We start from the raw sequence: 25,025 nt of genomic DNA on the forward strand, positions 1-25,025 counted from the left end.
CTACTGAGCCCTGTCCTTTTCTTCGAAATTGATATTCTTTTTATTGATCTGCTTTTTGTTTCCGAAAGTGTAATTCACGCTCAAACGCAGACTTCTGCCGTCCCAATAATTGTTCATCAGTTGCTTGCTGTCCTCAAAATACATTTCGCCTTTGTATCGTTGTCCAAAAATATTGGTAACCGTCCCATTGATTTGAAGCTGTTTTTCCATTAACGAAATTTTAAACCCGGAATTAAAATTGGAGAAATTCTCAAAACGGTAATTCACATTTTTGTAAGGAAGGTTTTGGTCGTAGTTAAGGAAAAGAGCAACCGTTTTAGCTTTGTTCAGAGTGAAAGTATTATTAATGGAATAACTCAAGGAATAACCTTTAAAAGTCTGAGCATTGATATTGAAAACTTCCGAAGTCTGATAAGAAGCATTGGCCGTAATATTGGCCTCCCAGAATTTGAAGAAAGTGTCTGTGTAAGAAACATTCATTCCATAGAAATCATTGTTGTAATAATTCTGGTAATCGCCTGTTTGAGATTCTTTATCAAGATAGGAAAGCTGGCCAAAGGCATTCTTTAATTTTAAATAATAGATGCTTGTCGAGAGTTTGTTGTTATAAGTATAACCCAATTCATAATTATTAATGTAAGAAGGTGTCAACAGCGGATTTCCTGTGGAATAAGAGTTCGGATTTTCATACCATCTGAAGGGATTGAGATTGCTCATACTTGGTCGGTTAATCCTTCTGGAATAAGACAAACTGAACACATTTTTTTCTTCCTTATATGAAACAAAAGCCGATGGAAACCATTGTCCATAACTGAAATTATTCGCAGTGCTTTTCACAAACGTATTTTCATATCGTAATCCTGCTTTCATTTCCCAATGTTCCCCGAAACTTTTGCCAAAACTTGCGTAAGCCGCATAATTTTCTTCACGGTAATTGAAAGTGCTGCTTTTCTCATTATCCATGACAAACTGGTGACCCTCCCGATCAAGATATCTCAAATCTGCTGAATTTCTGAATTGATTGAATTTTACTCCGGTTTCAATGGTCCCAAATGAAAATGGAAGTTCCAAATCACCTTGAAGAGAGAAAATCTGAGGCTTGATCATCGACAAAGTTTTCACATCCTGGACCGTATTTTCCGGAAGTGTCAAAGTTGAGAAATTAACTTCCGTATCATTATCATTTCTGTAGAAATTTCCAGCGAAACTCAATTTTTTTCCTAACGAATCCAACTTCAAATCATAATAAGTGCTGAAAGTATGTGTCGGCGATTTCTCTCTGTGATATGTGTTGGTCAGAAAGTATTTTTCATCTAGTTCCGGGCTGATGTTTCTCGTCGTGTTCATGATGTCCATCCCGTTTTTCCCGTTATCGAAAATATATTCCATCCCAACTTCAGAGTTTTTGTTGATTTTATAAGAAGCGCTCAAGTTCGGGGTCAAATCCTGCCACATATCTTTTCGGACAGATCTGCTGTAATTTTGCGATGCGCCAAGAATCGTAAATCTTTCATCCGCCCGTTTTGCACCTTCAATATAAGATGTTTTTAAGCTTAAACTTAATTTTTCGGTTTGATAATTCAAAGTTCCGTTAGTACTTCCGTTGAAATAAGTTCTTTGTGTCAATCCTGTACTGATGTTGCCGCTGAAACCAAGATTCGGGTTTTTCTTAAGAATAATATTGATAAGTCCGCTGTTCCCCTGCGCTTCATATTTTGAAGGCGGAGTCGTAATCACTTCGATTTTCGAAATATTCTCTGAACGGATAGATTTGAGATAATTTAATAATGCGGTTCCGGAAAGATTCAGCATTTTCCCGTTAATCATGACATTCACGCCGCTTTTTCCTGTGATAGAAATCGTTCCAAGATTCTCATCCACTTTCAGCATCGGAACATTCGCCAAAGTCTCGCCAGCATCCATTCCTTGCGAAGCGATTGATGCTTCGACATTAAAGATCAATCTGTCCGCTTTTCTTTCAAGGAGTTTTTTCTTGACCAATATATTGACTTGTTCAATTTGCTTCAGACTGTCTTTTTGAGTTTGAGCGAAAATTGCTGACGACAGGATTGTTGCGACAAATAGATATTTCAGTTTCATAATAGTTTATTTGATAGTTGTAAAAATCTTGATGCAAATGTATTTTCAAAGTCTTGCCTTTGAAATAGCGTTTAGATTTGATGAGGTTTTAATCCGACCAATTATTTTCATCGGTAAAAAACAGGCGTTCATAGAATCTGGTGCTTTGGATATTTTTGCCGTCCTTATTTTTGGAATATGAAAAAAATAATCCTCATCTTTATTTTAGCATCAATGATATCCTGCAATGGAACACATCGGGTAGATGTTTGGAAAACGGTAGCTATTGCGCCCGGAGACAGCATTGTCTTACAAAGGTTAAAAGCGCCCGCAACCGTAGAAATCAAAAATCTTTCACACAAAACGATAAATCTGGTCTCGGAACTGAATATACCGAAAACCATCATCGCAAACTCCGAATTCCAATACAGGTTACCGAAAAAGAGCAGATTGACAATGGAGAATCCAAATTCAGATTCGGTTTCAATACATTTGCACTATTCTTCTTCAAGACCTGTTTTAATTAATAACAAAGAACTACGATGAAAAAACAGCAAATCATCTGGCTTCAAATCATCTATTGGAGTCTCAACTTTTTTGGGACCGTGATCACACCTTTGTATTTTCTGGATAGAGAGGACGACTTACAGGGTACGGTTTTGAGGATCACCTTTTTTCTTGCAGGGATTATCACGTTTTACATTTGTTATTTGATAATCATTCCGAAAGTTTTCCGACAGGAGAAAGTTTATACGGTTATTCTTTCGTTCTTCCTGTCGATTCTTTGTTTTGCCACAGTCAGATATTTGCTGGAAGAAGTTTTACTGCCCGCGACTTTTGGATTTAGAAATTACAATGAGGAAACCGGGTTGCTTTATTACTTTTTTGATAACATTTATTACGGCTGTGTCAATGTATTTATCGCCGGAATATTATGGTTGCTGGAAAGATTTGGAGTGATCGAAAATGAAAGGCAAAAGCTGGAGCAGGAAAGAAACGAAGCGAAAATCCAGGCTTTGAAGACCCAGATCAATCCGCATTTTATTTTCAATACACTTAATAATATATATTCTCTGGTTTATCAGAATTCAGAAAAAGCTTTGCCAGCGATTGAAGAATTGAGCCAACTATTAAGATATAGCACGAAAGATCTGGAGAAAAATTTCATTCCACTGGAAAAGGAAATTGGCTATTTGGAAAGCTTAATCGAGCTGGAAAAACTCCGAATCAAAAATCCGGAATTATTGATCATTGAAAAAAAAATCGATCACCCCAACCTTGATATTACACCGATGCTTTTGGTTCCGTTTGTAGAAAACGCTTTCAAACATGGCGATTTCAGTGGGAAAGGTTTCACTTTGGGTATTTCGGACGACCATCAAACTCTGAATTTTCATCTGCAAAACTTCAAAAAGCAAAGGTCAAAAGACTCGCTTTCCGGAATTGGAATTAGCAATGTGAAAAAACGACTGGAAATCCTTTATCCCAAAAGATACGAACTGAACATCAGCGAAACCGAAACCGAATTTTCCGTAGATTTGAAAATTGATCTGAAATAATGAGGAAAATTAAATGCATCGTTGTGGATGACGAACCTTTGGCGATCCAGCTTCTGGAAAATTATGTGATGAAAGTCCCATTCCTGGAACTTGTTTTCTCTTCCGAAAACCCGATTGAAGCATTGGAATATATTCAAAAAAACGAAACCGATTTGATTTTCCTCGATATTCAAATGCCCGAATTGTCCGGAATCAATTTTATGAAAATCGTTGGTGATAAATTGAAATATATTCTCACAACAGCCTATTCCGAATACGCATTGGAAGGTTACGAACACAACGTTATCGATTATCTTCTGAAACCAATTTCGTTTGGCCGTTTCGAGAAAAGCGCATGGAAAGCCCAGGAACGATTTCCATCTGGTGAAGCTTCGGCAAATTCTTATTTCTTCGTCAAATCCTCAGGACTGCAACATAAAATTAATTTTGATGAAATCCTATACGTTGAAAGCATCAAAGATTATGTCAGCATCAAAACCGAAAATCAGGAATATATCGTTCTCGAAACTTTGAAATCTCTCGAAAGTCAGCTTCCTGAAAATTTTGCAAGAGTCCATAAATCTTTCATTCTTAATCTTGAAAAAATCGAAAAAATCGACGTGAAAAACGTCTTCCTCAATTCCGGAAAAGAAATCCCGATCGGCGAAACCTACAAATCCGAATTCTTCCTGAAAATCAGGAAATAATAGCTTATCTGTAGCATATGCTAAGTTATGCTTATTATCTTGCGCCCTTACTAAGAAATAATGTTAAATTTGCATCAAACACACAGACGATGCAAGAAAAATTATTAGCAATTATCAATTCTATCAAAAAGAATAAGTTTGAGGAATTACTTTCAGAGATCACTCCTGAACAAAAACTCAGGGAAGATCTCAACTTCGATTCTTTTGACCTAGCCGAACTTACCGTAAAAATTGAAGAGGAATTTGGAGTAGATATATTCGAACACGGACTGGTGAATTCGGTTAATGAAATCTTCGCAAAACTCTAATGTTCTTCCTGATAGACCGCAACTTTTCTCTCTCATACGAAGAAATCTTGCAACATGTGAATTCCCAAAATTCTTACATCGATTGCTATATATATCCTGACCTGAGGTCATTTTTTCTGAACTGGATCTTTGCATTGGTCAATCAAAAAAGTATTGCATTAATAGATTCTGATATTTCTGAAAAAGAGATCCTATCAAATGATCTACAGGTCGATCAATTAATTAGGATTGGGAATCCAATTAAGGTTAATTCGGTTGAGGAATTGGTAAATCTTATCAGTCATTCAAATTCTGAAATTACACTTTTCACTTCCGGAACAACGGGATTTACAAGAAAATTCACACATCCACTGAAAAATCTTATCAGAAAAATCAATATTTCTGTCGAAAGAAAGAATGATGTTTGGGGATTTGCTTTTAATCCGACTCACGTTGCCGGCGTCCAGGTCTTTTTCCAGGCTATTTTGAATCAGAATCTTTTGGTCAATGTCTTTCTGGCTCCGAAAGATCTTGTGATCAATGCTATCGATGAATATAAAATAACGAATCTTTCATCAACCCCGACTTTTTACAGATTACTATTACCGTTGAAAAAGTCATTTGATTCGGTGAAGAAAATCACAGTTGGCGGAGAGAAATCCGATAGCCATCTGATCTCAAAAATTAAGAATACCTTTCCAAATGCAAGAATCAACAATGTTTATGGCTCTACTGAAACCGGACCTTTGTTCTCGTCTCAGGATGACGAATTCTTTGTTCAGGAAAAGCATATCGGTCTTATAAAAGTTGTGGATGACGAATTATACATCCATAAAGATCTTTTTGGAAAAACAACCCAGTTGAATTTGATTGATGACTTTTATCCTACAGGAGATCTGATAGAATGGATCAATGATGAGCAAAGAAAATTCCGTTTTACGTCAAGAAAAAATGAGTTGATCAACGTTGGTGGCTATAAAGTAAATCCATACGAAGTTGAAGATGAACTCACACAGCATTCCAAAATACGGAATGTAAGAGTTTACGGAAAAGCAAATGCAGTTTTAGGAAATATCATCTGTTGTGAGATTGAATTACATCCAGATTCTGAACTGAAAGAAGAGGATGTAAGATCTTTCTTAAATGAGAAAATTCAAAACTTTAAAATTCCGAGAAAAATAACTTTTGTAGACAAAATAGAATTAACCAGGACCGGAAAAAAGAAAATAGTATGAAATTGCTCTAATATGTAAAAACTTTAATTGTAACTAATGAAAGCGATAACATATGACCTTAAAAAAAAATATAATCTACATATGAATGTATTGATCACAGGAGTTTCCAGAGGTGTTGGCTTGGAAATCAGCAGATTATTTCTGGAAAATGGACACACGGTTTACGGAATCAGCAGAACAGAATCCGAAGAATTAAAAATTTTGGAGAAACAATACCCCAATAATCTTTTCTTCAAAGCTTTTGATCTGTCGAATCCGGAGGATATCAAACAATCTGTTTTCAAAGATTTTGTGAGCAACCATATCCCGATTCACGTTCTGATAAACAATGCGGCAGTCGCTTACGATGATATCGTGACCAATCTTCATATCGATGATTTGAGAAAAATGTTTGATGTCAATCTCTATTCGCCAATGTTTTTGACAAAATATGTGATTCGGAACATGATCTATAACCGGGTTTCCGGAAGCATTATCCATATTTCCTCCATCAGTGCCCATACGGGGTACAAAGGACTATCAATGTATGCATCTTCCAAAGGTGCTTTACAATCTTTCTCCAAAAACATTTCCAGAGAATGGGGCGAGCGTGGTATCCGTTCCAACATCATCGTTCCCGGCTATATGGAAACTGCGATGAATGCAAAACTGACTCAGGAACACAAAAACAGGATCTTCAAAAGAACAGCTTTGAAAAAAGAAACCGATATGAAATCCGTTGCAGAAACAGTTTTGTTTCTAGCAGGAGAAAAATCTAATTCGATTACCGGGCAAGAGATCTTTGTAGATTCTGGAACGTTATAAAATTTAAAACTATGATCAATCTAATTTATAAAGCGCTTAACATCATACCAAAAACAATCGTAAAGATTGAAAAACTTTATTCTTTCAGCATCCTCAATTCTCATTCCGGGGTCAGGCTTCATTCTGACTTGAAGATTGGTAAGGCAACAGCTTTTGAATTGGATGATAACGCCAAATTTGAAATTGGAAAAAACGTCATTTGGAGAGATCATAACGCTATCAGGATCAGAAAAGGAGGCACTCTTATTTTTGGAAACAATGTGGATCTCAGTCATTATATTTCTATCAATTGCCTTGATAAAATCGCCTTTGGAGACAACACTTGTGTTGCAGAAGGATGCAAGTTCTATGACCACGACCATGCTTTCGACACAAAACCGGAATATATCTGGCATAAAGACAAATTCAATACAGCACCGATCATTATTGGCAAAAATGTCAAGATCTACAGTAATGTTACCATTCTCAAAGGTGTAACAATTGGTGATAATTCTATCATTGGAGCAAACTGCGTCATTTCAAGGAACATTCCTGCCAATTCAATCATCTTCGGAAAACATGAGTTGGTGAGATTACCTTTGATGTAATTTCCATCTTTTATCAGGGCAGCTTGATCCGCCTTCCGTTCCCGCTTTTTTCTTTTTTATCAAAAAAGAAAAAGAGCTCCACTCAAGTTGGGCTGCGAGAGATTCACCGTTTTTAAAAAATATTATGGAAAAAAAATAAAAACTTTTTAAGGTAAAAAAAAATCTGTGGCGTCATATTCATATGGAGTCGCTATCTTTACAGCAAATGGCCGAAAAAAAATCTGCATCGATTACGGAAGTCGTGAAAAATTACGGCTCCCAACTCTTGCGCTTTATCAATTCCAAAGTTGCAAAGACAGAAGATGCGGAAGACATTTTGCAGGAAGTTTGGTTTCAGACCAGTAGATTGACCAATCTGGACGAGCTGGAGAATGTCGGAGCCTGGTTATATTCGGTCACCAGAAACAAGATCATCGACAGTTACCGGAAAAAGAAAACTGAATCACTGGAAGATTTTGTCTATCAGGACGAAGATGGCGAGCTGAATGTGAAGGATATCCTTTTGGCCGATGATAGCAATAATCCCGAAATAGGTGTTTTCAAAGAAATGTTTTGGAACGAGTTGATGAAAGCTTTGGATGAGTTACCGGAAAAGCAAAGGCGTGTCTATATCCAAAATGAGCTCGAAGACAAAACACTGCAGGAAATTGCAGATGAAGAGAGCGAAAACATAAAAACAATAATCAGTAGAAAATCTTATGCCGTAAAACATTTGCGAAAAAAACTGCAGACACTTTACAACGATTTGAACGATTAATATTTAAAAAATGAAACGCTTTGGCGTTCCATCTGACAATTAAAATAATAAGTAGGTACAGATGAAAAAGAATAAAAAGAAATTTTGGCTGATATTCCCTTGCGTGATTGCTGCAATGGGATTGTTCATTTGGTTTTTCCAATGGCTTTGGAATACACTATTACCAGATATTTTGGGAGTGAAAGCGATTAATTATTGGCAGGCATTTGGAATATTATTGTTGTCCAAGATCTTATTTGGCGGCTTTAACGGGAAGAAATTCGGAAAAAGAAATCATTTCGTAGAAAGAGATGATATGAGAGCGAATTGGAGACACAAGTTTGAATCGAGATTTTGCGGAACCGAAGAAGAGCGTGAGGAATTCAAAGAGATGTGGAAACAGAAACTGGAATCCAAATTTTTCGGAACAGAAGAGGATAAAGACAAGTTCAAGGAAATGTGGAAGCAGAAATTTGAATCCAAATTCTGCAGGCCTGAACCTGAAGAAAATAAAATTTGATCAGACATGAAACATCATGATGGAATTATTACATGAATCGGCTGTAATTCCTTCTTCCGTTTAAAAATGAAAAAGCTTTCTTAGATTTAAGAAAGCTTTTTAAGTACCCCAGACGGGACTTGAACCCGTACATCCTTGCGGATACAGGATTTTAAGTCCTGCGTGTCTACCAATTCCACCACCAGGGCAAAGTAGAACTTGAGCGAAAAACGGGACTCGAACCCGCGACCCCAACCTTGGCAAGGTTGTGCTCTACCAACTGAGCTATTTTCGCATAAAAAAAATTCCTAATTTCTTAGAAATTTTTTAATATTGTGCGGATGAAGGGACTCGAACCCCCACGCCTCACGGCACCAGATCCTAAGTCTGGCGTGGCTACCAATTACACCACATCCGCATTTTCTAAGAACTCCTTTTCTTTTGTTTTGGTGAGTGCAAATATATAACACTTTTATATTTCCTCCAAAATAAATTCAATCTTTTTTTCAAGTTTTTTGGCTGTATGATTTTGAATAACATCAATACTTTTTATTACCTTTACAGACTTAAAACATTTTCGAGATATGGAATTAACAGGAACGATAAAGAAAATTTCTGATTTACAAACTTTTAGCAGCGGATTTCAAAAGAAAGAACTGGTTCTTTTGACAGAAGAGCAATACCCACAACCTATTAATATTGAATTTTTATCGGAAAAAGTTGACCTTCTCAATACATATAAAGTTGGTGATAAGGTGAAAGTCCATATCAATATCAGAGGGAGAGAGTGGACAAGTCCACAGGGTGAAGTAAAATATTTCAATTCTATTACAGCCTGGAGAATGGAGAAAGACGGTTCTTCTGACTTCAATGAGCCAACTGAAGCAGCCCCAAATCAAGGTCAATCTCCTGCAACTGAAAACAAGAATGTTTTCGCAGAAGATGAAGATGACGATTTACCTTTCTAATTTATAGAATTTAATTAAAATAAACTTCCCTGTACATTCTCTTGTGCAGGGATTTTTTTATAAATTCGGGGTCATTATAAATGATCATGGAAATCTTTAAAATCATTGAGCCAACGGTTGCGAAAGTCCCTGTTGTCATTAGTGTCCCGCACGCCGGAACCTTTATTCCGGAAGATATAAGATCCAAAATGGATCCCGGGATCTCAGATCAACTGGACGATACCGATTGGTTTATCGATAAGCTTTATAGTTTTGCAGGCGAACTTGGAATAACAATCATCGTTGCTAATTACAGCAGATGGGTTGTCGACCTTAATAGAGATCCGGGAAACCAGCCGCTTTATAATGACGGAAGAGTAATTACAGACGTTGTGACCATCACAGATTTCAATGGAAATAAGATCTATAACGATGATCATCTTCCAAACGAAGAAGAAGTTTCCAGAAGAGTTGAACTGTATCACAAACCTTACCAGGAAAAACTGGCTGAGCTTTTAAATGAAACTAGAAAAGAGTTCGGGAAAGTTTTGTTGTTTGATGCCCATTCGATAAGGAAATCTGTTCCCGGAATCCGTTCTGAGGATTTCCCTGACCTGATTCTCGGTGATAATGATGAAACGTCCGCTCATCCGGAATTGGTCAGGACAGCTGTTAATTCTCTCCAAAACAAAGGTTACGGATTTTCTCACAACTACCCTTTCAAAGGCGGATTCATTACCAGAAATTTTGGAAATCCGAGTGAAAATATCCACGCTTTGCAATTGGAAATGTGCAAGACCAATTATATGGATTCTTCGGAAATGATTTATGATAACGGAAATGCAGAACGAATTCAAAAGGTTTTGAATGAAACACTGGTGAGTCTTATTGAAACGATTAACAAAATATAAATTCTCGCTGATTGAGCAGATTTTGCAGATTCTATGTTTGAAGATTGATTTTGAAACAGAGAATCGCTCGCAGCCCGACTTGAGCGAAAATCCTTTTTTGCTTAAACTAAAGTTCTATTTAAATTGGAAATGTTATGCAAAAAAGATTGGGAGCGGAAGGCGGATTAGCTGCCCAAATAAATATAAAAGGCTTCGAGAGCATCAGCCTGACACAAATCAACTAACAACTGACAACTAAAAATGTACACATTCAAAGGATTATTAACCGAAAACGGATGGTTGGAAAACGTTTTTGTAAAGCTGGACGAATCCGGAAATATCTCTGAACTGAAAACCGTGGAAACCCCCGAAGGCGAATATGTTGACGGCTATGTTTTACCTGGACTTCAGAATGCGCATTCACACGCTTTCCAATATGCGATGTGCGGATTGGCAGAATATTTTGAAGGTTCGGAAGTTCCCGATGATTTCTGGAGCTGGCGCGATGCGATGTACAGAATTGCGCTTTCATTATCGCCCGAACAAATGGAAGATGTTGCAGCGATGTTGTATGCAGAAATGCTGAGAAATGGTTACACTTCGGTTGCGGAGTTCCATTATGTGCATCATGATAAAGAAGGGAAAGCTTATCAAAATCTCTCGGAATTGGGTGAAAGACTGGTAGCCGCGGCGAAAAGAGCAGGAATCAGGATCACGTTGATCCCGATGTTTTATCAGAAAGGAAATTTCGGGACAGAGGCTTATGATCTGCAGAGACGTTTTATTTCTAAAACAATTGAAGATTATTATCAATTGCTGGAAGCTTCTAAAAAATCGATTCAGTTTTATGACAAAGCGAATCTGGCTGTTGGTTCGCATTCTTTGAGAGCGGTCGCCAAAGAGGATTTGATTGAATCTTCGTTGCTTTCAAAAGATTATCCGTTTCATATCCACATTGCAGAACAATCGAAAGAAATCAAAGATTGCATTGACTTCTACGGAAAAAGACCTGCAGAATGGCTTCTGGAACATTGTGATGTGAATGAAAATTTTAACCTCATCCATTGTACACATCTCGAAGATAATGAAGTTGAAGGTATCGCCAAATCTGGTGCGAACATCGTTCTTTGTCCATCAACAGAAGGAAATCTGGGTGACGGAAGATTCCGGTTCAAAGACTATCAGAATTTTGGTGGGAACTGGTCCATCGGAACAGACAGCCAGATTTGCGTGAATCCTTTGGAAGACCTTCGAATTTTGGATTACGGACAAAGAATCCACACGCACAGGCGTGATACTTTTTTTCAGTCAAATTTGGGAGATAGTGGATTCAATGCGTTGAAGACAGCCTGGAAATCCGGACGGAAATCTATGGGATATGAGAATGAGAAGTTCTTCAAAATCGGACAAAGTTTTGATGCGGTTGTGATTGATGCAAAAACGCCTTTGATTGCTACTTCTTCTCTTAAAAATCTTTGTAACACAATTGTTTATTCATCAGATTCGTCACATCTTTTGGGAACTTTGGTTGCAGGAAAATGGGTGGTGAAAAATGGGAAGCACCAGAATTACGAAGATGTTCGACGAGGTTTTGTTAAGTCTATTAATGAAATCAAGATTAGATGAAATTGAAATAGGCTTCGAGAACCTCAGCCTGACAACTCTAATACTAAACTGTAACTATTAAAACAATGTCAGGCTTTTGTCATCCTGAGGCTCTCGAAGGATTCTCGAAGCCATCAGTAAAAATAAACTATTTGACAATAAAAAAATGATTTGGCTAGACCCTGATAATATTTCTTTTCCCGACCCGGAACTTTATAACCCGGAAGATGGACTGATAGCAATCGGTGGTGATTTGAAACCTGAACGGCTTTGGTTTGCTTATCAATTGGGATTATTTCCCTGGTATAATGAAGGCGAGGAAATTCTTTGGTGGTGTCCGGATCCGAGATTTGTCCTGTTTCCTATTGAACTTAAAATCTCAAAATCAATGAAGAAGATTCTGCGAGATGAAATTTTCACATTCACAGAAAATGACTGTTTTGAGGAGGTAATGAGACACTGCAAAATGGCCGAACGAAAAGGACAGGACGGAACCTGGATCAATGAAGCACTCATCAATTCTTTTGTGAAACTTCATCAATTCGGGAAGGCAAAAAGCTTTGAAGTCTGGCAAAAAGGAGAATTAGTTGGCGGATTTTATGGTGTGCAGGTCGGGAATATTTTCTGTGGCGAAAGTATGTTCTCCAAAGTTTCCAACGCCTCGAAAGCAGGATTTATACATTTCACAACCAAATACCAAAACGAATGGGAACTGATCGATTGCCAAATCCATTCCGAACATCTGGAAAGCCTGGGCGCAAAGATGATCCCGAAACAAGTTTATCTTAACATTTTAAAACGACAACAGTCTTGAATACTGAAAAACAAAAATGGGTCCTTTTGATAGCATTGTCTGTCATTTGGGGTTCATCATTTATATTGATCAAAAAATCTCTGGAACACTTCAATCCTTATGAGGTTGGCGCATTACGCGTTTTGATTTCCGGGATCGTTCTCATGCCTTATGCGATCTCCAAGATCAGGCAATTCCCGAAACAACATTTGAAATGGCTGATCATCGCAGCTCTTTCCGGCAACTTTATCCCGATGTTCTTATTTCCTTTGGCAGAAACCGAAATCAGCAGTAGTATTGCTGGAATCATCAATTCTATGATGCCAATTTTTGTAATTATCGTTGGCTCATTAGTTTGGAAATTTTCAACCACCAGAAAACAAATTATCGGAGTAATGATCAGTTTTGTCGGCGCATGTATTCTGGCTCTCGGAAGTGGTGAAAGTGGTGAGGTCAAAATCTATCCAATCCTGTTATTGATCTTGGCAGTGTTATTATATGCAATCAGTACAACGACGGTAAAATCAAAACTTCATGAAGTTCCGGCGACAATAATGTCAGCATTCGTATTTTCCTTCGTGTTGTTTCTTCCATCGTTAATCGCTTTGGTATTTTCAGGATTTTTCCAACATTTTGAAATGAATCAAGACAACCTGACCGGATTAGGATTTGTAGCAATGTTATCTGTTTTTGGGACAGGTTTGGCCATGATGATGAATTATAAGCTTCTTAGCGTCTCTACTCCACTTTTCGCTTCCACAGTCACTTTACTGATGCCGATTGTTGCGGTAATGTGGGGAATTCTTGATGGCGAGACTTTGAAGATGCTTCAGTCTATTGGAGCATTGATCATTCTGGCTGGGTTGATATTTTTGAGGAGCAAGCCTAAGACAGTTTAAATTAAACTATTCTTCAATAGAATCCTTTGACAAAATATATTTATTCAGCATATGATCTGTCAATTGATGAAGTTCTGTATTATTATCGGGATTTTTTCCATCTGCAGTAAAAAACTCCACCTCATTTTGATACTTCGAGTACCAAATCCCTTTTGTTGACCTGATCGTATCAGGTTGGGTAATTCTTTTGAAATTGGCAATCAGCTTTGCATCAATAGCAATTAGTCCGTTTCTGGTATTATTACAATCTTCCGGAATATACTCTTTACCATTCCAATACATGCATTGCTTTGACAAAGTTTGAAGCAGTCCCAATCCTTTTCCTATATTCTGTTTTTCAGGAACATTCTCATCAGCTTTATACATTTTACTTCCCACGACGAAGGTTCCGCAAATTATGGCACCCATTATTCCCAGATTACTTTGTTTGGTAAGAAACTCAGGAAGTTTAAAAACCGGGGTCGTTGTTATATTCACCACAATCTGGGATAGCTTTTCCACTAAAGATTTTGCTTCGTCATCAAAAGTGACATTAACATTGGTAATGGATGAATCATCATTGACTTTACTGAAGTTATGTGTACTACAAAAAGTTTTATAATCTTTATAGCCGAGAGATTCGCTAAACCAGTCCAAAGTAACGTCATCTATATCATAATCTTTACCCTTTTCTACCAACGAAGTATAGAATCTAACAAACGTCCTTTCGTCCTTTGAAAAGCCAAATCTTTTTTCAAATTCCAAACTTAGATAAGCCGCAACTGAACTTTTGCTTCCTCTCGGAAGCATTTTTTTTGTCTCATCAAAAACAGTTTTGACTAAAATTTTCTTCTTTTCATACATATAATTTATTTGAAGAATTAAATCGTTGTCCAAATTAGACAAATGCTTGTCCTAAAAATTACGGATTTCCATAAAACATATCATATTCACGTCCTTCTCATGTCCATCGTGTGTCTGGGATTGGACAATCACTTTAACTGAAATTTGTAATCAGAAATCAGTGATAAACAAAACATTACAAAAACAAAGTTACAAAACTGGTTTCAAAAAACAACCTGATAAGACGGAGGAAGATCTCTGGCTTGGGAAGCAGAAATCTCTCTTCCGTTTTTGAAGGTTTACTTCCCAAAAATTTAAGAAGCGCTTCTTTTTTCAACAATGTGTAAACATGCTTGTGACCTGTGTCGCAGGGAAGAACACGAATGTCAATTTTTAAATTTTTAAAATCATGTTACAATTTCTTTTAATATTATTGGGATTAATTTCAAATCCTTCAAGTTCAAATAACAATACGTCCAACTGTGGTAATGACGGCAGCACAACGCCAACTGTTGCACAACCAAATCCGGGTGATACGGGTGGAGAAGAAGGACATCCAGTGCCTCCAAAAATTATTGGTGGTTGATAAACTACTTAAAATCAGCTAGCGAAAGATTATTCTTTCGCTATTTTTTTTTAATTTGGTATAAAAACTGATTGTCTTGAAATTTTTATACTTTTTACTCGGATTATCATTTCTTATAGGCTGCTCTGAACATTCAATCAAGGAAATTGAAAAGACAACTGACAATGCATTTTATGACAAAGCGTTCGATTTCAGAGAAAAAAACGAATTAGACAGTTCATTTCTGTATTTCTTCAGAGCAAAAGATATTTTCCTTCAGAAAAAAGATAGTTTTGGAGTTGGAAAATGTCTTGCAAATCTTGCAATAATACAGGAAACCAAAGGCGATTACTTTGGCAGCCAAGAAAGCGGACTTTCTGCACTGGATTATTTCAATCAAAGAGATAGTATCGAATATAATTATATCTCAATAAATTACAACACTCTAAGCATTGTTTCAAGTAGATTAAAAGACTATAAAAAAGCTATCGAATTTTATTTACAGTCCATAAAATTTAGTAATGATTCTATAAATAAAAATATTTATAGAAACAATCTCGCAAATTCTTACAGAAAAGAAAAAAAATATAATTCTGCTTCTAAAATATTCCAATCCATTTTAGATAATAACACTAAAAAAGATAAGGAATACTCGAGAGCCTTATCAAACTTTGCATATAGCAAATGGCTTCAAAATTCAAATTTCAATCCTATTCCCGAATTTAAACAGGCTCTCAATATTAGGATTAAAGAGAAGGATCTTTGGGGACAAAATGCCAGCTATGCTCATTTCGCAGATTATTATTCAAGAAAAAAATCTGACTCAGCATTGTTTTATGCGAAAAAAATGTTTGATGTTTCCAATAAAATTAAAAGTCCGGACGACCAGATCGAAGCATTGCAGAAGCTCATTGTTCTGGATTCCAAAAATTACGCATCACACTTCAGCCGATATCAAGCGTTGAATGACAGTCTTCAAACCGCAAGAAACAAAGCGAAAAATCAGTTTGCCCTGATCCGATATGAAACCGAAAAGAATAAAGCAGACTTTCTGAAAGCCAAAGCTGAAAGCACTGAAAGACAAAATAAAATCACCGCTCGGAACATTATAGTGATTTCACTAATTGTATTATTTATTATTGCCTTTTTCTACTACAAAAAAAGACTTCAACAAGAAAAAATTATTGAAGCTAAAAACACCGAAATTAAATATTCCAAAAAAGTCCACGACCGTGTTGCCAACAGAATCTATCAAATTATATCTTTCATAGAAAACACCCTGCATCTGGATAAAAATTCTATTCTTTTTGCATTGGAAAATGTATACGAAACGTCACGTGACATTTCATATGAAAATGTGGATGTGAGCGAGAAACAAAATTATCGCGACCAACTTTCGCAAATGCTTGGCTCCTACTCTTCGCCTAAAACTGTGCAGGTCATCATTACTGGAAACGATGACGAAATATGGCAAAACACCAACTTGCTTCAGAAAACAGAAGTCTATCTGGTTCTTCAAGAACTGATGACGAATATGAAAAAACATAGCCAGGCCAATATCGTTTCGATTAAATTTTCCAGAGAAAACTCAAAGATAAACATCTCATATACAGACAACGGCATCGGAATAAAACAACTTTCACCAAAAAATGGTCTTCAAAATATGGAAAACCGTATTAATGCTATCAACGGAACAATTATTTTTGACACAGAAACCAATAATCTATTGAAAATCAATATTTCATTTCCAGTCTAAAATAACACTTATGTTTACAAAAATCCTTATCGCTGAAGATTACGAAAGCTCCAATATCTCTGTTCAAAAAACTTTGGAAGACCTTAAAATTGCGAATCCAAAATATGTCAACTATTGTGATGATGCCCTTAGCAGAATCAAAATGAGTTTGCAGGAAAACAATCCTTTCGAACTTTTAATAACAGACCTTTCTTTTGACGAAGACCACAGGGAACAGAATCTTAAAAATGGTCAGCAACTTATTTCTGCCGCAAGAGAACTTCATCCGAATCTGAAAGTGATTGTTTTTTCTGTTGAAAAAAAAGAAGTTATCATTGAGAAGCTCTTCAATGAGCAAAAAATAAACGGTTATGTAAAAAAGGGGCGTGAAGATGTGAAAGACCTGAAAAAAGCGATAAGAGCAGTTTTTAATGGTGAAAAATACCTTTCGTACGAATTAAAAGGTAAAAGCGAGGAAAGAAATTCCTTCGAATTTTCCGAATACGACACATTACTGGTTTCTTTGCTGGCTAATGGAACCCTTTTAAAAGACATTCCCAATTATCTGAAAGAAAATCAAATAAAGCCGGTCAGTATGAGTGCTGTGGAAAAAAGACTGAAGGAAATCAAAGAATCCTTAAACATCAATAGCAATGAACAACTGATTGCATTCTGCAAAGACTTTGGGATTATATAAAATTCAATAATAAACAGATTATTTTAAAAACTTTCGAAAATATTTTCGAAAGTTTTTTGTTTTTACGGATTTCCGTAAAAAAAGAATATCAGGCAGAAGTAATTTTGGATTGTTAAACAAATGAAAAACAACAATGGGAAAATTCATCATCACAAAAAGAAAAGACGGAGAATATCAATTCAATCTCAAGGCCGGTAACGGAGAGATCATCCTTACAAGTGAAGGGTACACCACAAAAGCAGGATGCAAAAATGGAATCGAATCCGTAAAAGTCAATTCCCAAATCGACTCCAGATTTGAGAGAAGAACTTCTACGAATGATAAAGATTACTTTGTTCTGAAAGCCGGAAATGGTGAAATAATCGGTAAAAGCCAATTATATAGCTCCAAACAAGGAATGGAAAACGGAATAGCATCCGTAAAAGATAATGCTCCAACCGCAGAAATCATTGACGAAACAAATTAACTAATAACCATGGAACTCAAATTAAAACTTGAACAACTGCATCAGCGAGTGAATGGCCTTAAAGACCAGATCCAGACGGAAGAAGCTACGAAAACGGCTTTTGTAATGCCTTTTATTCAGATTCTGGGCTATGATATTTTCAATCCCACAGAAGTGATTCCGGAATTCATCGCAGATATTGGAACCAAAAAAGGAGAAAAAGTTGATTTTGTTATTAAGAAAGACAATGAACCCATTTTCATTATCGAATGTAAAAGCTGGAAAGAAAATGCAGATGCCCACAATTCACAGCTTCATCGGTATTATCATGTTTCCAAAGCGAGGTTCGGAGTTTTGACCAACGGGATTGTTTACAATTTCTATACTGATCTGGAAAAACCAAACATTATGGACGAGAAGCCTTTCTTCACCATCAATCTTGATGATTTGAAGGATAGCTCTATCAAAGTTCTTGAAAGTTTTACAAAATCAGGTTATAATCTGGAATCGATCTTAGACTCTGCAGAAGCATTAAAGTATATCAAAGCCGTCAGAAAGGAATTCGAAAAAGAGATCGAAAATCCATCTGACGAAATGGTGAGATTACTGGTCAACCGATTTTTTGAAAGACCGCTTACGGCCAATAGAATGGTCTCTTTTAAAGAATATACCAAAAGAGCTTTAAGCATTTCGATCTCGGAATCCATCAGCTCCCGTCTAAAATCTGCTCTGGTCATCAATGATAATATCGAAACTGAAAAAACAACGGTCCCGACAAACATTGACCAGAATAATGACACTCCAAAAGTTATAACAACGGACGAAGAATTGGAAGCTTTCCAAATCGTGAAAGCCATTCTGCGTGAAAAAATCCCTGCAGAAAGAATTGCTTACCGGGACACACAATCTTATTTCGGGATCCTACTGGATGATAACAATAGAAAACCGATCTGCAGATTCTATTTCGGAGCTACCAGAAACCTTGTTGAACTCTTCCACAATGGAAAAGATGCCGGAGAGAAAATAAATCTTGATTCTCTGGATGATATCTACAATTATAGAAACGAACTTCATAAAACCATTGAAAATTATAGTTAAATGAGAAATATTTTGCTTTTAGTTTCAAGTATATTTTTAATGACGTTATCATTATTTTCCTTTTCGAAATCTGAAAATAATGGACATAACGGAAGATGCACAGGTTCTGCATACTGCACTGCCTGTTCCAATTGTTCCAGATGCGGACATTGTGGCGCTGGTGGAACTTGTGGTGTTTGCAGTAATAAAGGACAAAGAAATATTAGTATTACTGATCATTCAGCAGAAAAACCGAACACTTCTAAGTCTTATAAAGCCAGTAGAAAAAGTGGATTTCAGAAAACTCCAAATGCTGTCATTGACCATTCTGACATTACAATTCTTATCATATCCGAACGTTCCACAAATATTTTTGAAAAACCATCTTTCCAGTCAAAAGTAGTAGAAAATATTTCCAAAAATGAAAAGTTAATCCAAATCTCAAAATTAGATAACTGGTATAAAATAAAAGTTAAAAGTAGCGGGAAAATAGGATTTATTTATTACAAGGATGTAAAATCATGATCCGGTCTTCAAAAATAATAGCTTTATTTTTCCCTTAGTGTATAGCGTTGGTAGGCTTATTCAAGCAAATAAAAAATAAAAAAAGAATCCAATAAAACTCTACAAATTGCTTTACATTTTATAAACAAACATGGGCAATTTCGCCATATAGAGTTACAACCTAAAAATGAAAACATTATGAATTTAAAGAAATTTTTAAACGAAGAACAAGACCCCAAGGCTGTAGAAAAGCTTCTGGAAAGAATCAAAAGCCTTCTTACTTCTCAGGAGTTTGTAGAATATATTGCTGTCCAGAAAAAGCCAGCTCTCAATCTATCGCCGGACTGCATTGCCCTCACTAACAGAAGAATTATTTTCTGCCGACCAAAAACATTTGGCCTTTCAATGGATTTTCAAGATTACAGCTGGATAGATGTTGCTGATTGTCATATCAAAGAAGGGATTATTGGCGCTACTTTTATGATGAGAACTACAAGAAATTTCACCAATATGATGGATTATCTCCCAAAAGCTCAGGCAAGAAAGCTCTATCAATACGCTCAGGAAATCGAGGAACAAATGAGAGGTGTAAGAAGAGAAAAAGAGCTTGAGGTCCGAAGAGCTTCAGCAGGAGGTGTCACCGTAAATAATGCGACACCAATTATTACGCATCCTCAACAATTTCATCAGCAGCCACCAGCATTGCAGATAGAAAATGAAGATCCATTTGCTCTCTTGCAAAAATTAAAAGGATTAATGGAAAACGGCATCATTTCGCCTGAAGAATTCGAAATTAAAAAAAATGAAATCTTATCAAGAGTTTAATATTATGAAATCAAAATCTACTACCGTATTGCTTGCTTTTTTCCTGGGAGGAATAGGCGTTCACAGATTCTATTTGGGACAGAACATTCTCGGATTGCTTTATCTTTTGTTCTGCTGGACTTTTATACCTGCATTGATTGCGCTCTTCGATTTCTTCATTTTCATTTTTATGTCAGAAGATAATTTTAATTATAAATATAATATCCGGACAGGATTTTAAAATCAGAAAAGATGAAACCATTTCTCTCCCTCTGTGCGATATGTTGTTTCATCGGTATTTTCAAACTTCCCATAGAATATTATACTTTTCTCCGAACGCTTGTTTCTGTTGGTGCTTTAATTATTTTATATAATACTTTAAGCTTTAGACAACATTATTTCAGTATAATTTTTCTTATCATCCTTATTCTTTTCAATCCTGTTTTTCCCGTTTATTTATACCGGAAAAGTTTATGGATCCCGATTGACACAATTACAGGAATACTATTTCTGTTAATTACTTTTCTTGAAAAGCAGGAACAAAAAGAGGAAGACAAAATCATCGAAGAAACTTCAGAATACCCAACATATCAAAGCTCTCCTTCACGAGATAAAATCATTAATCCTAAAAAACCAAAAGAAGAATAAAGGTTATGGAGAAGAATCAAATAACAGAAAAACTCAAAGCTCATTTTTTAAGGCTTTATCAGATGGCAATCTGCGATGATGATTTCAGTGCTTTAGAATTGAAGATGTTATACAAATGCGCCGAAGAAAGGGGGATTTCATCTAAAAATCTAGACGATATCCTTTTAAATCCTATCAACATAAAATCATTGGTACCACAAACCATCGAAGAAAAAATCGACTATCTCTATGATCTTACCATCATGATCTGGGCAGACGGAATCGTTTCTCCGGATGAATATTCTGCAATGCAAAAATATGTTCTGATGTTCGGTTTCTTAGAAGAAAATGCAATGGCAATCGTAGATTATATGATTGAAGCTGTAAAAGTCGGAAAACATAAAAATGAGATCATATTTGAATTAAAAAACTGATGTATTATGGATACTACAAGTATAAAAAATTTATTTAAATTAAAGTCTGTTGCAATAGAACCTAAGCAAGAGCAACTTCCAAAAGTTGAAATAGATTCTAGCGAAGAATCTCCCGAAGAAAGCAGGAAAAGAACCTATCACGAATCCGGATACAGAGATAGTTCCAGAACCAGCGGAAACCACTCTACCCTCTCAATTTGTCTGGATGCGGTTTATTCAAAATTCCAGAATGAGGAAAAAGAGATGGTTGAAAAACAGCAAAAACTGAAAGAATCTTACATCAACGAGCAAAAGAACAAAGAAACTGAGATAAAAGCATTAACAGTTTCACAAGAAACCAAAGAGGAACAGCTAAAAAGCAAAAACTCAGAAGTTGAAATCCACCAAAATCAAATTGAAGCCCTTAAAGCAGAGATCATTGATCTGCCAAGAAATCCAGAAAAATATAATGTAAAAGCGACCAGAGGCGCATCTGCAAAATTCTGGATTGGTAGCATTCTTCTTTTACCGATAAGTCTATATCTATTCACATTTTATGTTTCGACTTCTTATTCTGCTTTTTTTAAAAACTTTGATGCAAAAAGTACGGTTATACAAAGTGTCTTCGATGCGCAAGCTTTCAGCAAAGCCTGGAACGAAGGACTGATTGAAGGAGCTTTCGTTACTTTAATTCCATTTGTATTTCTTGGATTGGGATTTCTGATCCATATGTTTGGCGAAAACAAATCCAGAGCAAATCACATCAAACTGGGTTTACTCTTCATCGTAACATTTATTTTCGATGCCATTTTAGCCTATGAAATTGAAGCGAGATTGTACGAATTGAATAAAACCTTCAATTCCCCAGAGTTTGACCTTCAAATTGCATTGACCAAAAATCAATTTTGGGGAATTATCTTCGCAGGGTTCATTGTTTATATCATATGGGGATTGGTCTTTGACTTTGTAATGAAAGAACACAGAGAAAAAGATAAGATCAGAAGTGAACAGGAGATCAGGCAGAAAAATGTTCTCTCTCTTTTAGAAAAAATAAATGTTTTGAAAAAAGATATTGAAGAAATCTTAGCCAGCATCGGAACAACAAAAGAACTGACCATCAAAACAAGAGGTAGGATCGAAGAACTTCAAAATATTATCGATGGAGTGATCATCCCGACCAAAGACTACAAACTTTATGCTTCTGAATATGTGCAAGGCTGGATCACTTTTATCGGTGAAAAAATAGCAGTTTCCAAAACGGAAAAACAGACAATGATTGACAGCTGTATTGAAACTTACAATGCAAACCTGGAAAATGTTGGCGCAAACTCTGATAATCAAAACCTGGTCTACCTATCATCCTTATAAACGTATTATGAAAAGAATATTTTACCTATTAATGATCATTTCTGTAACTTCTTGTTGTAAAACAGAAATGCCAGATTGTACGGATTGTAAACCAATTGTTGATTCAAATAATATCAATGTCAGTATTTTGATCGATCTATCGGATAGAATTGCTCCGAAAATCAATCCAAACCCGACAATGGAATATTTCCAACGGGATACAGAATATATCAAAGCAATCGAAAAAGGATTTCTAGATCATATCAAATCAAAAAAGATCATTACTTACGATGACCAGATGCAGGTTTTCTTCAATCCTGAACCTTCTGATCCGAAAACGAATGAATTTACAAAACAACTTAAAGTGTCCTTTGATAAAAATACCCGCAAAGATCACTTTGCTTTTGTTGACAAAAAATATTCTGAGTTACCTTTGAATATCTATCAATCAGCAATTCATGACGGACATTACGTAGGTTCTGATATTTGGGAGTTCTTTAAAAATAAAGTTAATGATTATTGCATCAGAAACGATAGAAAAAACATCCTTTTCATCTTGACTGATGGATATATGTATCATGAGAACACAAAATTTGAAGAAGAAAATAAAACTTCTTATCTGACCACCAAATTGATAAAATCAAACAATCTTTCAACTTCCAATTTTAAAGCTATAATCGAAAAAAGCAAGTTTGGTTTTGTCAAAGCCAACGATAATCTGAGTAATCTGGAAGTTATGGTCCTTGGAATCAATCCGGAAAAGGGCAATCCTTTTGAAGAAGCAGTAATAAAAGCATACTGGGAAAACTGGTTTAAAGAAATGAAGATTAAAAAATTTCAAATAAAATCGGCGGATCTTCCAAGCAATCTTGAACCCGTGATCAAACAATTCATTTTGAATAAATGACCTTAAAACAAAAAGCTCAGATTACTCTGAGCTTTTATTATTTTTTCTTGGTCTTGATCTTTTTGACCTGTTCTTTTATGAACGGATATTTCTGCTGCATATCCTTAATAAGAGAAGAATCCAATTCTAAAGCCTTTTCCAAAGCAAGAACTCCTTCGGCATCATTTTTCAGATTGAAATAGCTATTGCTCAGTTGATAGTATAACTCTGCTCTCTGATGCATTTGCAATGCTTTTTCAAGAATCGGTATAGCTTCTTCATAATCACCGATCAACATCAGAACCTCTGAATAGGCATACCAATTATAAAACCTGTTGGGCTCTGCGTCTATCAATTTTTTCAGACAACCTAGACTTTCCTCATACTCTCCGCAAGTGATGTAAAGAAAGGCCAATCTTTTCTGGTATTCCAAATTACCTTCATTAAGAGCAACTGCTTCCTGAGCAAAATAGAGTGCCTCTTTTGGGTTTCCCATTTCTTCATAGATGTTGGATTGCTCCATCATCGCCAGATAAAATTGGGGATCCTCTCTTAACGACTTTTGGAAAGATGTCAGCGCAGGAACCAACTTTTTAGCTTCCTTATAACACAATCCGATCTTGTAATAGGTGAATGCTTTTGTATACTCCAGATCCAGCATTTCCTCATAGACAGCAATGGCTTTATCCCACTCACTCATCGCCTCGTAACAAGCGGCTTTGTTTGCATAGACACCCACTGCTCCGGAGTTGATCGCTAGAATATAATCGAATCCCCTTATCGCCTCGTCATAATTCTTCTTATTGAAGAAAAACTGTCCATACTCATACCATGCGGTCTCGGAGAAAGGGAATCTGTCCAGATATTGATTGATGAAATCCAAGGCTTCCTGAGGACGATTGAGCTTGTTGTAACATAGCATTACATTCTCCAAAGAGTAATCATCGTAAGGGTCGTGCTCCAACGCCGAAGTATAATGCTTCAACGCATTGAAAGGGTCGTCCAGATTGACATATTCATCCGCAATGAAATTGTGAAGGAAATTCTCCTCTTCTTCCAGTTCCAATGCTTTCATGCAATATTCGATGGATTTTTTAGGATTTCCCAGGTTAGAATAATATTTTGCGCAACAAACCAAAAAGTCCGTTTCCTCCAAAGATGACTGATGTAGCTCATCGATCAGTTCCTTGGCTTTTGCATAACGCTCCAGTTCTAGAAAAACTTCCAGCTGTTTTGTTTTTACTTCCAGGGAATTCGGATGAATTTTCAAAGCATGGTTTACGGCCATTTCTGCATAACTGAAATCCCCCAACTCCAAGTAATAAATAATGATCTCTACATATTCCTCCGTATCGAAATAGAACTCTTCATTATTTTCTATCATGTCCTCGAACTTTTTTGCAAGTTCGTTTTCAAAAAATTCTTCCAATATGTGTGATTTAGATTTGAGATTTAGCTCCGCTCAGTTATGCTTCAGCACAAGTGAGGTCTGTAAAT

At 36.2% G+C, this 25,025-nt stretch carries 29 protein-coding genes and 3 tRNA genes; 26 read left to right on the plus strand and 6 right to left on the minus strand.

Annotated elements, in window-relative coordinates; genetic code table 11:
- A complete protein-coding gene (locus tag K319_RS0109000; RefSeq protein WP_027383367.1) occupies positions 1–2,100 on the minus strand; it encodes a TonB-dependent receptor domain-containing protein in 2,100 nt (699 codons plus the stop codon).
- A gap of 177 nt (positions 2,101–2,277) precedes the next feature.
- Between K319_RS0109000 and K319_RS0109010 the strand changes: the two genes are divergently transcribed.
- The 9 genes from K319_RS0109010 (at position 2,278) to K319_RS20080 (ending at position 8,493) form a co-directional block, all read left to right on the plus strand.
- Entirely contained in the window at positions 2,278–2,625 is a 348-nt protein-coding gene (locus K319_RS0109010; protein WP_027383368.1) for a hypothetical protein, read from the plus strand.
- The gene (locus K319_RS0109015; protein ID WP_027383369.1) at positions 2,622–3,638 is read left to right on the plus strand and encodes a sensor histidine kinase; all 1,017 of its coding nucleotides are present in this window, start codon (positions 2,622–2,624) and stop codon (positions 3,636–3,638) included. The genes K319_RS0109010 and K319_RS0109015 overlap by 4 nt, the downstream gene beginning before the upstream one ends.
- On the plus strand, positions 3,638–4,324 hold the full coding sequence (locus tag K319_RS0109020; RefSeq protein WP_027383370.1) for a LytR/AlgR family response regulator transcription factor: 687 nt from the start codon (positions 3,638–3,640) through the stop codon (positions 4,322–4,324). Before K319_RS0109015 ends, K319_RS0109020 begins: the two co-directional genes overlap by 1 nt.
- Before the next feature lie 89 nt (positions 4,325–4,413).
- Positions 4,414–4,632, plus strand: coding sequence for an acyl carrier protein (locus K319_RS0109025; protein ID WP_027383371.1), 219 nt, complete (start codon positions 4,414–4,416; stop codon positions 4,630–4,632).
- Complete coding sequence (locus tag K319_RS0109030) at positions 4,632–5,846, plus strand: ANL family adenylate-forming protein (RefSeq protein ID WP_027383372.1); 1,215 nt, start codon at positions 4,632–4,634, stop codon at positions 5,844–5,846. The genes K319_RS0109025 and K319_RS0109030 overlap by 1 nt, the downstream gene beginning before the upstream one ends.
- Positions 5,847–5,882: 36 nt before the next feature.
- The gene (locus tag K319_RS0109035) at positions 5,883–6,650 is read left to right on the plus strand and encodes an SDR family oxidoreductase (RefSeq protein ID WP_235696095.1); all 768 of its coding nucleotides are present in this window, start codon (positions 5,883–5,885) and stop codon (positions 6,648–6,650) included.
- Between the two features lie 11 nt (positions 6,651–6,661).
- Complete coding sequence (locus tag K319_RS0109040; protein ID WP_027383374.1) at positions 6,662–7,237, plus strand: acyltransferase; 576 nt, start codon at positions 6,662–6,664, stop codon at positions 7,235–7,237.
- Positions 7,238–7,442: 205 nt separating this feature from the next.
- A complete protein-coding gene (locus K319_RS0109045; RefSeq protein ID WP_235696096.1) occupies positions 7,443–7,994 on the plus strand; it encodes an RNA polymerase sigma factor in 552 nt (183 codons plus the stop codon).
- A gap of 61 nt (positions 7,995–8,055) precedes the next feature.
- A complete protein-coding gene (locus K319_RS20080) occupies positions 8,056–8,493 on the plus strand; it encodes a hypothetical protein (protein WP_051230555.1) in 438 nt (145 codons plus the stop codon).
- Positions 8,494–8,597: 104 nt separating this feature from the next.
- Here K319_RS20080 and K319_RS0109055 read toward each other — a convergent pair.
- The 3 genes from K319_RS0109055 to K319_RS0109065 all read right to left on the minus strand — a co-directional run bounded on the left by K319_RS0109055 (position 8,598) and on the right by K319_RS0109065 (position 8,890).
- A tRNA-Leu gene (locus tag K319_RS0109055) sits at positions 8,598–8,681 on the minus strand.
- Positions 8,682–8,694: 13 nt separating this feature from the next.
- A tRNA-Gly gene (locus tag K319_RS0109060) sits at positions 8,695–8,767 on the minus strand.
- Positions 8,768–8,808: 41 nt separating this feature from the next.
- Positions 8,809–8,890 (minus strand) — tRNA-Leu (locus K319_RS0109065).
- A 166-nt stretch (positions 8,891–9,056) separates the two neighbouring features.
- Here K319_RS0109065 and K319_RS0109070 point away from each other — a divergent pair.
- From K319_RS0109070 to K319_RS0109095, 5 genes are all read left to right on the plus strand, one after another.
- Positions 9,057–9,440, plus strand: a complete 384-nt coding sequence (locus K319_RS0109070) for a DUF3127 domain-containing protein (protein ID WP_027383376.1) — start codon at positions 9,057–9,059, stop codon at positions 9,438–9,440.
- An 86-nt stretch (positions 9,441–9,526) separates the two neighbouring features.
- Positions 9,527–10,330 carry an N-formylglutamate amidohydrolase gene (locus K319_RS0109075; RefSeq protein WP_027383377.1) on the plus strand — a complete coding sequence of 268 codons (804 nt, stop codon included), beginning with the start codon at positions 9,527–9,529 and terminating at the stop codon, positions 10,328–10,330.
- A 240-nt stretch (positions 10,331–10,570) separates the two neighbouring features.
- The gene (gene hutF, locus K319_RS0109085; protein ID WP_027383378.1) at positions 10,571–11,935 is read left to right on the plus strand and encodes a formimidoylglutamate deiminase; all 1,365 of its coding nucleotides are present in this window, start codon (positions 10,571–10,573) and stop codon (positions 11,933–11,935) included.
- 145 nt (positions 11,936–12,080) lie between these two features.
- Entirely contained in the window at positions 12,081–12,728 is a 648-nt protein-coding gene (gene aat / locus K319_RS0109090) for a leucyl/phenylalanyl-tRNA--protein transferase (RefSeq protein WP_027383379.1), read from the plus strand.
- Positions 12,725–13,606 (plus strand): DMT family transporter, encoded by an 882-nt coding sequence (locus K319_RS0109095; protein ID WP_027383380.1) that lies wholly within the window; start codon positions 12,725–12,727, stop codon positions 13,604–13,606. Before aat ends, K319_RS0109095 begins: the two co-directional genes overlap by 4 nt.
- Positions 13,607–13,612: 6 nt before the next feature.
- On the opposite strand, the gene K319_RS0109100 is transcribed toward K319_RS0109095, so the two are convergent.
- Positions 13,613–14,449, minus strand: coding sequence for a hypothetical protein (locus K319_RS0109100; RefSeq protein ID WP_027383381.1), 837 nt, complete (start codon positions 14,447–14,449; stop codon positions 13,613–13,615).
- Between the two features lie 388 nt (positions 14,450–14,837).
- Here K319_RS0109100 and K319_RS21515 point away from each other — a divergent pair, with 388 nt between their 5' ends.
- The 12 genes from K319_RS21515 to K319_RS0109165 all read left to right on the plus strand — a co-directional run bounded on the left by K319_RS21515 (position 14,838) and on the right by K319_RS0109165 (position 23,549).
- Entirely contained in the window at positions 14,838–15,014 is a 177-nt protein-coding gene (locus tag K319_RS21515; RefSeq protein WP_156907081.1) for a hypothetical protein, read from the plus strand.
- Positions 15,015–15,090: 76 nt separating this feature from the next.
- A complete protein-coding gene (locus tag K319_RS0109115; RefSeq protein WP_051230557.1) occupies positions 15,091–16,749 on the plus strand; it encodes a tetratricopeptide repeat-containing sensor histidine kinase in 1,659 nt (552 codons plus the stop codon).
- 10 nt (positions 16,750–16,759) lie between these two features.
- Positions 16,760–17,425: a response regulator gene (locus K319_RS0109120; protein WP_027383383.1), complete on the plus strand. Its 666-nt coding sequence runs from the start codon at positions 16,760–16,762 to the stop codon at positions 17,423–17,425.
- Positions 17,426–17,558: 133 nt separating this feature from the next.
- Positions 17,559–17,891: a YegP family protein gene (locus tag K319_RS0109125; protein WP_027383384.1), complete on the plus strand. Its 333-nt coding sequence runs from the start codon at positions 17,559–17,561 to the stop codon at positions 17,889–17,891.
- Positions 17,892–17,900: 9 nt separating this feature from the next.
- A complete protein-coding gene (locus tag K319_RS0109130; protein ID WP_027383385.1) occupies positions 17,901–18,968 on the plus strand; it encodes a type I restriction endonuclease in 1,068 nt (355 codons plus the stop codon).
- Positions 18,969–19,007: 39 nt separating this feature from the next.
- On the plus strand, positions 19,008–19,472 hold the full coding sequence (locus tag K319_RS0109135; RefSeq protein WP_027383386.1) for an SH3 domain-containing protein: 465 nt from the start codon (positions 19,008–19,010) through the stop codon (positions 19,470–19,472).
- 177 nt (positions 19,473–19,649) lie between these two features.
- Complete coding sequence (locus tag K319_RS0109140; protein WP_027383387.1) at positions 19,650–20,276, plus strand: PH domain-containing protein; 627 nt, start codon at positions 19,650–19,652, stop codon at positions 20,274–20,276.
- Positions 20,277–20,280: 4 nt separating this feature from the next.
- A complete protein-coding gene (locus K319_RS0109145) occupies positions 20,281–20,496 on the plus strand; it encodes a TM2 domain-containing protein (protein ID WP_027383388.1) in 216 nt (71 codons plus the stop codon).
- Between the two features lie 11 nt (positions 20,497–20,507).
- Positions 20,508–20,903: a DUF6804 family protein gene (locus K319_RS0109150; RefSeq protein WP_027383389.1), complete on the plus strand. Its 396-nt coding sequence runs from the start codon at positions 20,508–20,510 to the stop codon at positions 20,901–20,903.
- Positions 20,904–20,908: 5 nt separating this feature from the next.
- Positions 20,909–21,316, plus strand: coding sequence for a hypothetical protein (locus K319_RS0109155; protein ID WP_027383390.1), 408 nt, complete (start codon positions 20,909–20,911; stop codon positions 21,314–21,316).
- Between the two features lie 6 nt (positions 21,317–21,322).
- Positions 21,323–22,663 carry a coiled-coil domain-containing protein gene (locus K319_RS0109160; RefSeq protein WP_027383391.1) on the plus strand — a complete coding sequence of 447 codons (1,341 nt, stop codon included), beginning with the start codon at positions 21,323–21,325 and terminating at the stop codon, positions 22,661–22,663.
- 7 nt (positions 22,664–22,670) lie between these two features.
- Complete coding sequence (locus tag K319_RS0109165; RefSeq protein ID WP_027383392.1) at positions 22,671–23,549, plus strand: hypothetical protein; 879 nt, start codon at positions 22,671–22,673, stop codon at positions 23,547–23,549.
- 37 nt (positions 23,550–23,586) lie between these two features.
- On the opposite strand, the gene K319_RS0109170 is transcribed toward K319_RS0109165, so the two are convergent.
- Positions 23,587–24,957 (minus strand): tetratricopeptide repeat protein, encoded by a 1,371-nt coding sequence (locus K319_RS0109170; RefSeq protein ID WP_027383393.1) that lies wholly within the window; start codon positions 24,955–24,957, stop codon positions 23,587–23,589.
- Positions 24,958–25,025 lie beyond the last annotated feature (68 nt).

This window comes from Epilithonimonas caeni DSM 17710 (genome assembly GCF_000426465.1).
GTDB lineage: Bacteria > Bacteroidota > Bacteroidia > Flavobacteriales > Weeksellaceae > Epilithonimonas > Epilithonimonas caeni.

What these genes read in the sequence shown, in the direction of transcription:
- K319_RS0109000 (WP_027383367.1), bottom strand. Translation starts at nt 2,100, where the DNA reads ATGAAACTGAAATATCTATTTGTCGCAACAATCCTGTCGTCAGCAATT.
- K319_RS0109010 (WP_027383368.1), top strand. Translation starts at nt 2,278, where the DNA reads ATGAAAAAAATAATCCTCATCTTTATTTTAGCATCAATGATATCCTGC.
- K319_RS0109015 (WP_027383369.1), top strand. Translation starts at nt 2,622, where the DNA reads ATGAAAAAACAGCAAATCATCTGGCTTCAAATCATCTATTGGAGTCTC.
- K319_RS0109020 (WP_027383370.1), top strand. Translation starts at nt 3,638, where the DNA reads ATGAGGAAAATTAAATGCATCGTTGTGGATGACGAACCTTTGGCGATC.
- K319_RS0109025 (WP_027383371.1), top strand. Translation starts at nt 4,414, where the DNA reads ATGCAAGAAAAATTATTAGCAATTATCAATTCTATCAAAAAGAATAAG.
- K319_RS0109030 (WP_027383372.1), top strand. Translation starts at nt 4,632, where the DNA reads ATGTTCTTCCTGATAGACCGCAACTTTTCTCTCTCATACGAAGAAATC.
- K319_RS0109035 (WP_235696095.1), top strand. Translation starts at nt 5,883, where the DNA reads ATGAAAGCGATAACATATGACCTTAAAAAAAAATATAATCTACATATG.
- K319_RS0109040 (WP_027383374.1), top strand. Translation starts at nt 6,662, where the DNA reads ATGATCAATCTAATTTATAAAGCGCTTAACATCATACCAAAAACAATC.
- K319_RS0109045 (WP_235696096.1), top strand. Translation starts at nt 7,443, where the DNA reads ATGGCCGAAAAAAAATCTGCATCGATTACGGAAGTCGTGAAAAATTAC.
- K319_RS20080 (WP_051230555.1), top strand. Translation starts at nt 8,056, where the DNA reads ATGAAAAAGAATAAAAAGAAATTTTGGCTGATATTCCCTTGCGTGATT.
- K319_RS0109070 (WP_027383376.1), top strand. Translation starts at nt 9,057, where the DNA reads ATGGAATTAACAGGAACGATAAAGAAAATTTCTGATTTACAAACTTTT.
- K319_RS0109075 (WP_027383377.1), top strand. Translation starts at nt 9,527, where the DNA reads ATGGAAATCTTTAAAATCATTGAGCCAACGGTTGCGAAAGTCCCTGTT.
- hutF (WP_027383378.1), top strand. Translation starts at nt 10,571, where the DNA reads ATGTACACATTCAAAGGATTATTAACCGAAAACGGATGGTTGGAAAAC.
- aat (WP_027383379.1), top strand. Translation starts at nt 12,081, where the DNA reads ATGATTTGGCTAGACCCTGATAATATTTCTTTTCCCGACCCGGAACTT.
- K319_RS0109100 (WP_027383381.1), bottom strand. Translation starts at nt 14,449, where the DNA reads ATGTATGAAAAGAAGAAAATTTTAGTCAAAACTGTTTTTGATGAGACA.
- K319_RS21515 (WP_156907081.1), top strand. Translation starts at nt 14,838, where the DNA reads ATGTTACAATTTCTTTTAATATTATTGGGATTAATTTCAAATCCTTCA.
- K319_RS0109120 (WP_027383383.1), top strand. Translation starts at nt 16,760, where the DNA reads ATGTTTACAAAAATCCTTATCGCTGAAGATTACGAAAGCTCCAATATC.
- K319_RS0109125 (WP_027383384.1), top strand. Translation starts at nt 17,559, where the DNA reads ATGGGAAAATTCATCATCACAAAAAGAAAAGACGGAGAATATCAATTC.
- K319_RS0109130 (WP_027383385.1), top strand. Translation starts at nt 17,901, where the DNA reads ATGGAACTCAAATTAAAACTTGAACAACTGCATCAGCGAGTGAATGGC.
- K319_RS0109135 (WP_027383386.1), top strand. Translation starts at nt 19,008, where the DNA reads ATGACGTTATCATTATTTTCCTTTTCGAAATCTGAAAATAATGGACAT.
- K319_RS0109140 (WP_027383387.1), top strand. Translation starts at nt 19,650, where the DNA reads ATGAATTTAAAGAAATTTTTAAACGAAGAACAAGACCCCAAGGCTGTA.
- K319_RS0109145 (WP_027383388.1), top strand. Translation starts at nt 20,281, where the DNA reads ATGAAATCAAAATCTACTACCGTATTGCTTGCTTTTTTCCTGGGAGGA.
- K319_RS0109150 (WP_027383389.1), top strand. Translation starts at nt 20,508, where the DNA reads ATGAAACCATTTCTCTCCCTCTGTGCGATATGTTGTTTCATCGGTATT.
- K319_RS0109155 (WP_027383390.1), top strand. Translation starts at nt 20,909, where the DNA reads ATGGAGAAGAATCAAATAACAGAAAAACTCAAAGCTCATTTTTTAAGG.
- K319_RS0109160 (WP_027383391.1), top strand. Translation starts at nt 21,323, where the DNA reads ATGGATACTACAAGTATAAAAAATTTATTTAAATTAAAGTCTGTTGCA.
- K319_RS0109165 (WP_027383392.1), top strand. Translation starts at nt 22,671, where the DNA reads ATGAAAAGAATATTTTACCTATTAATGATCATTTCTGTAACTTCTTGT.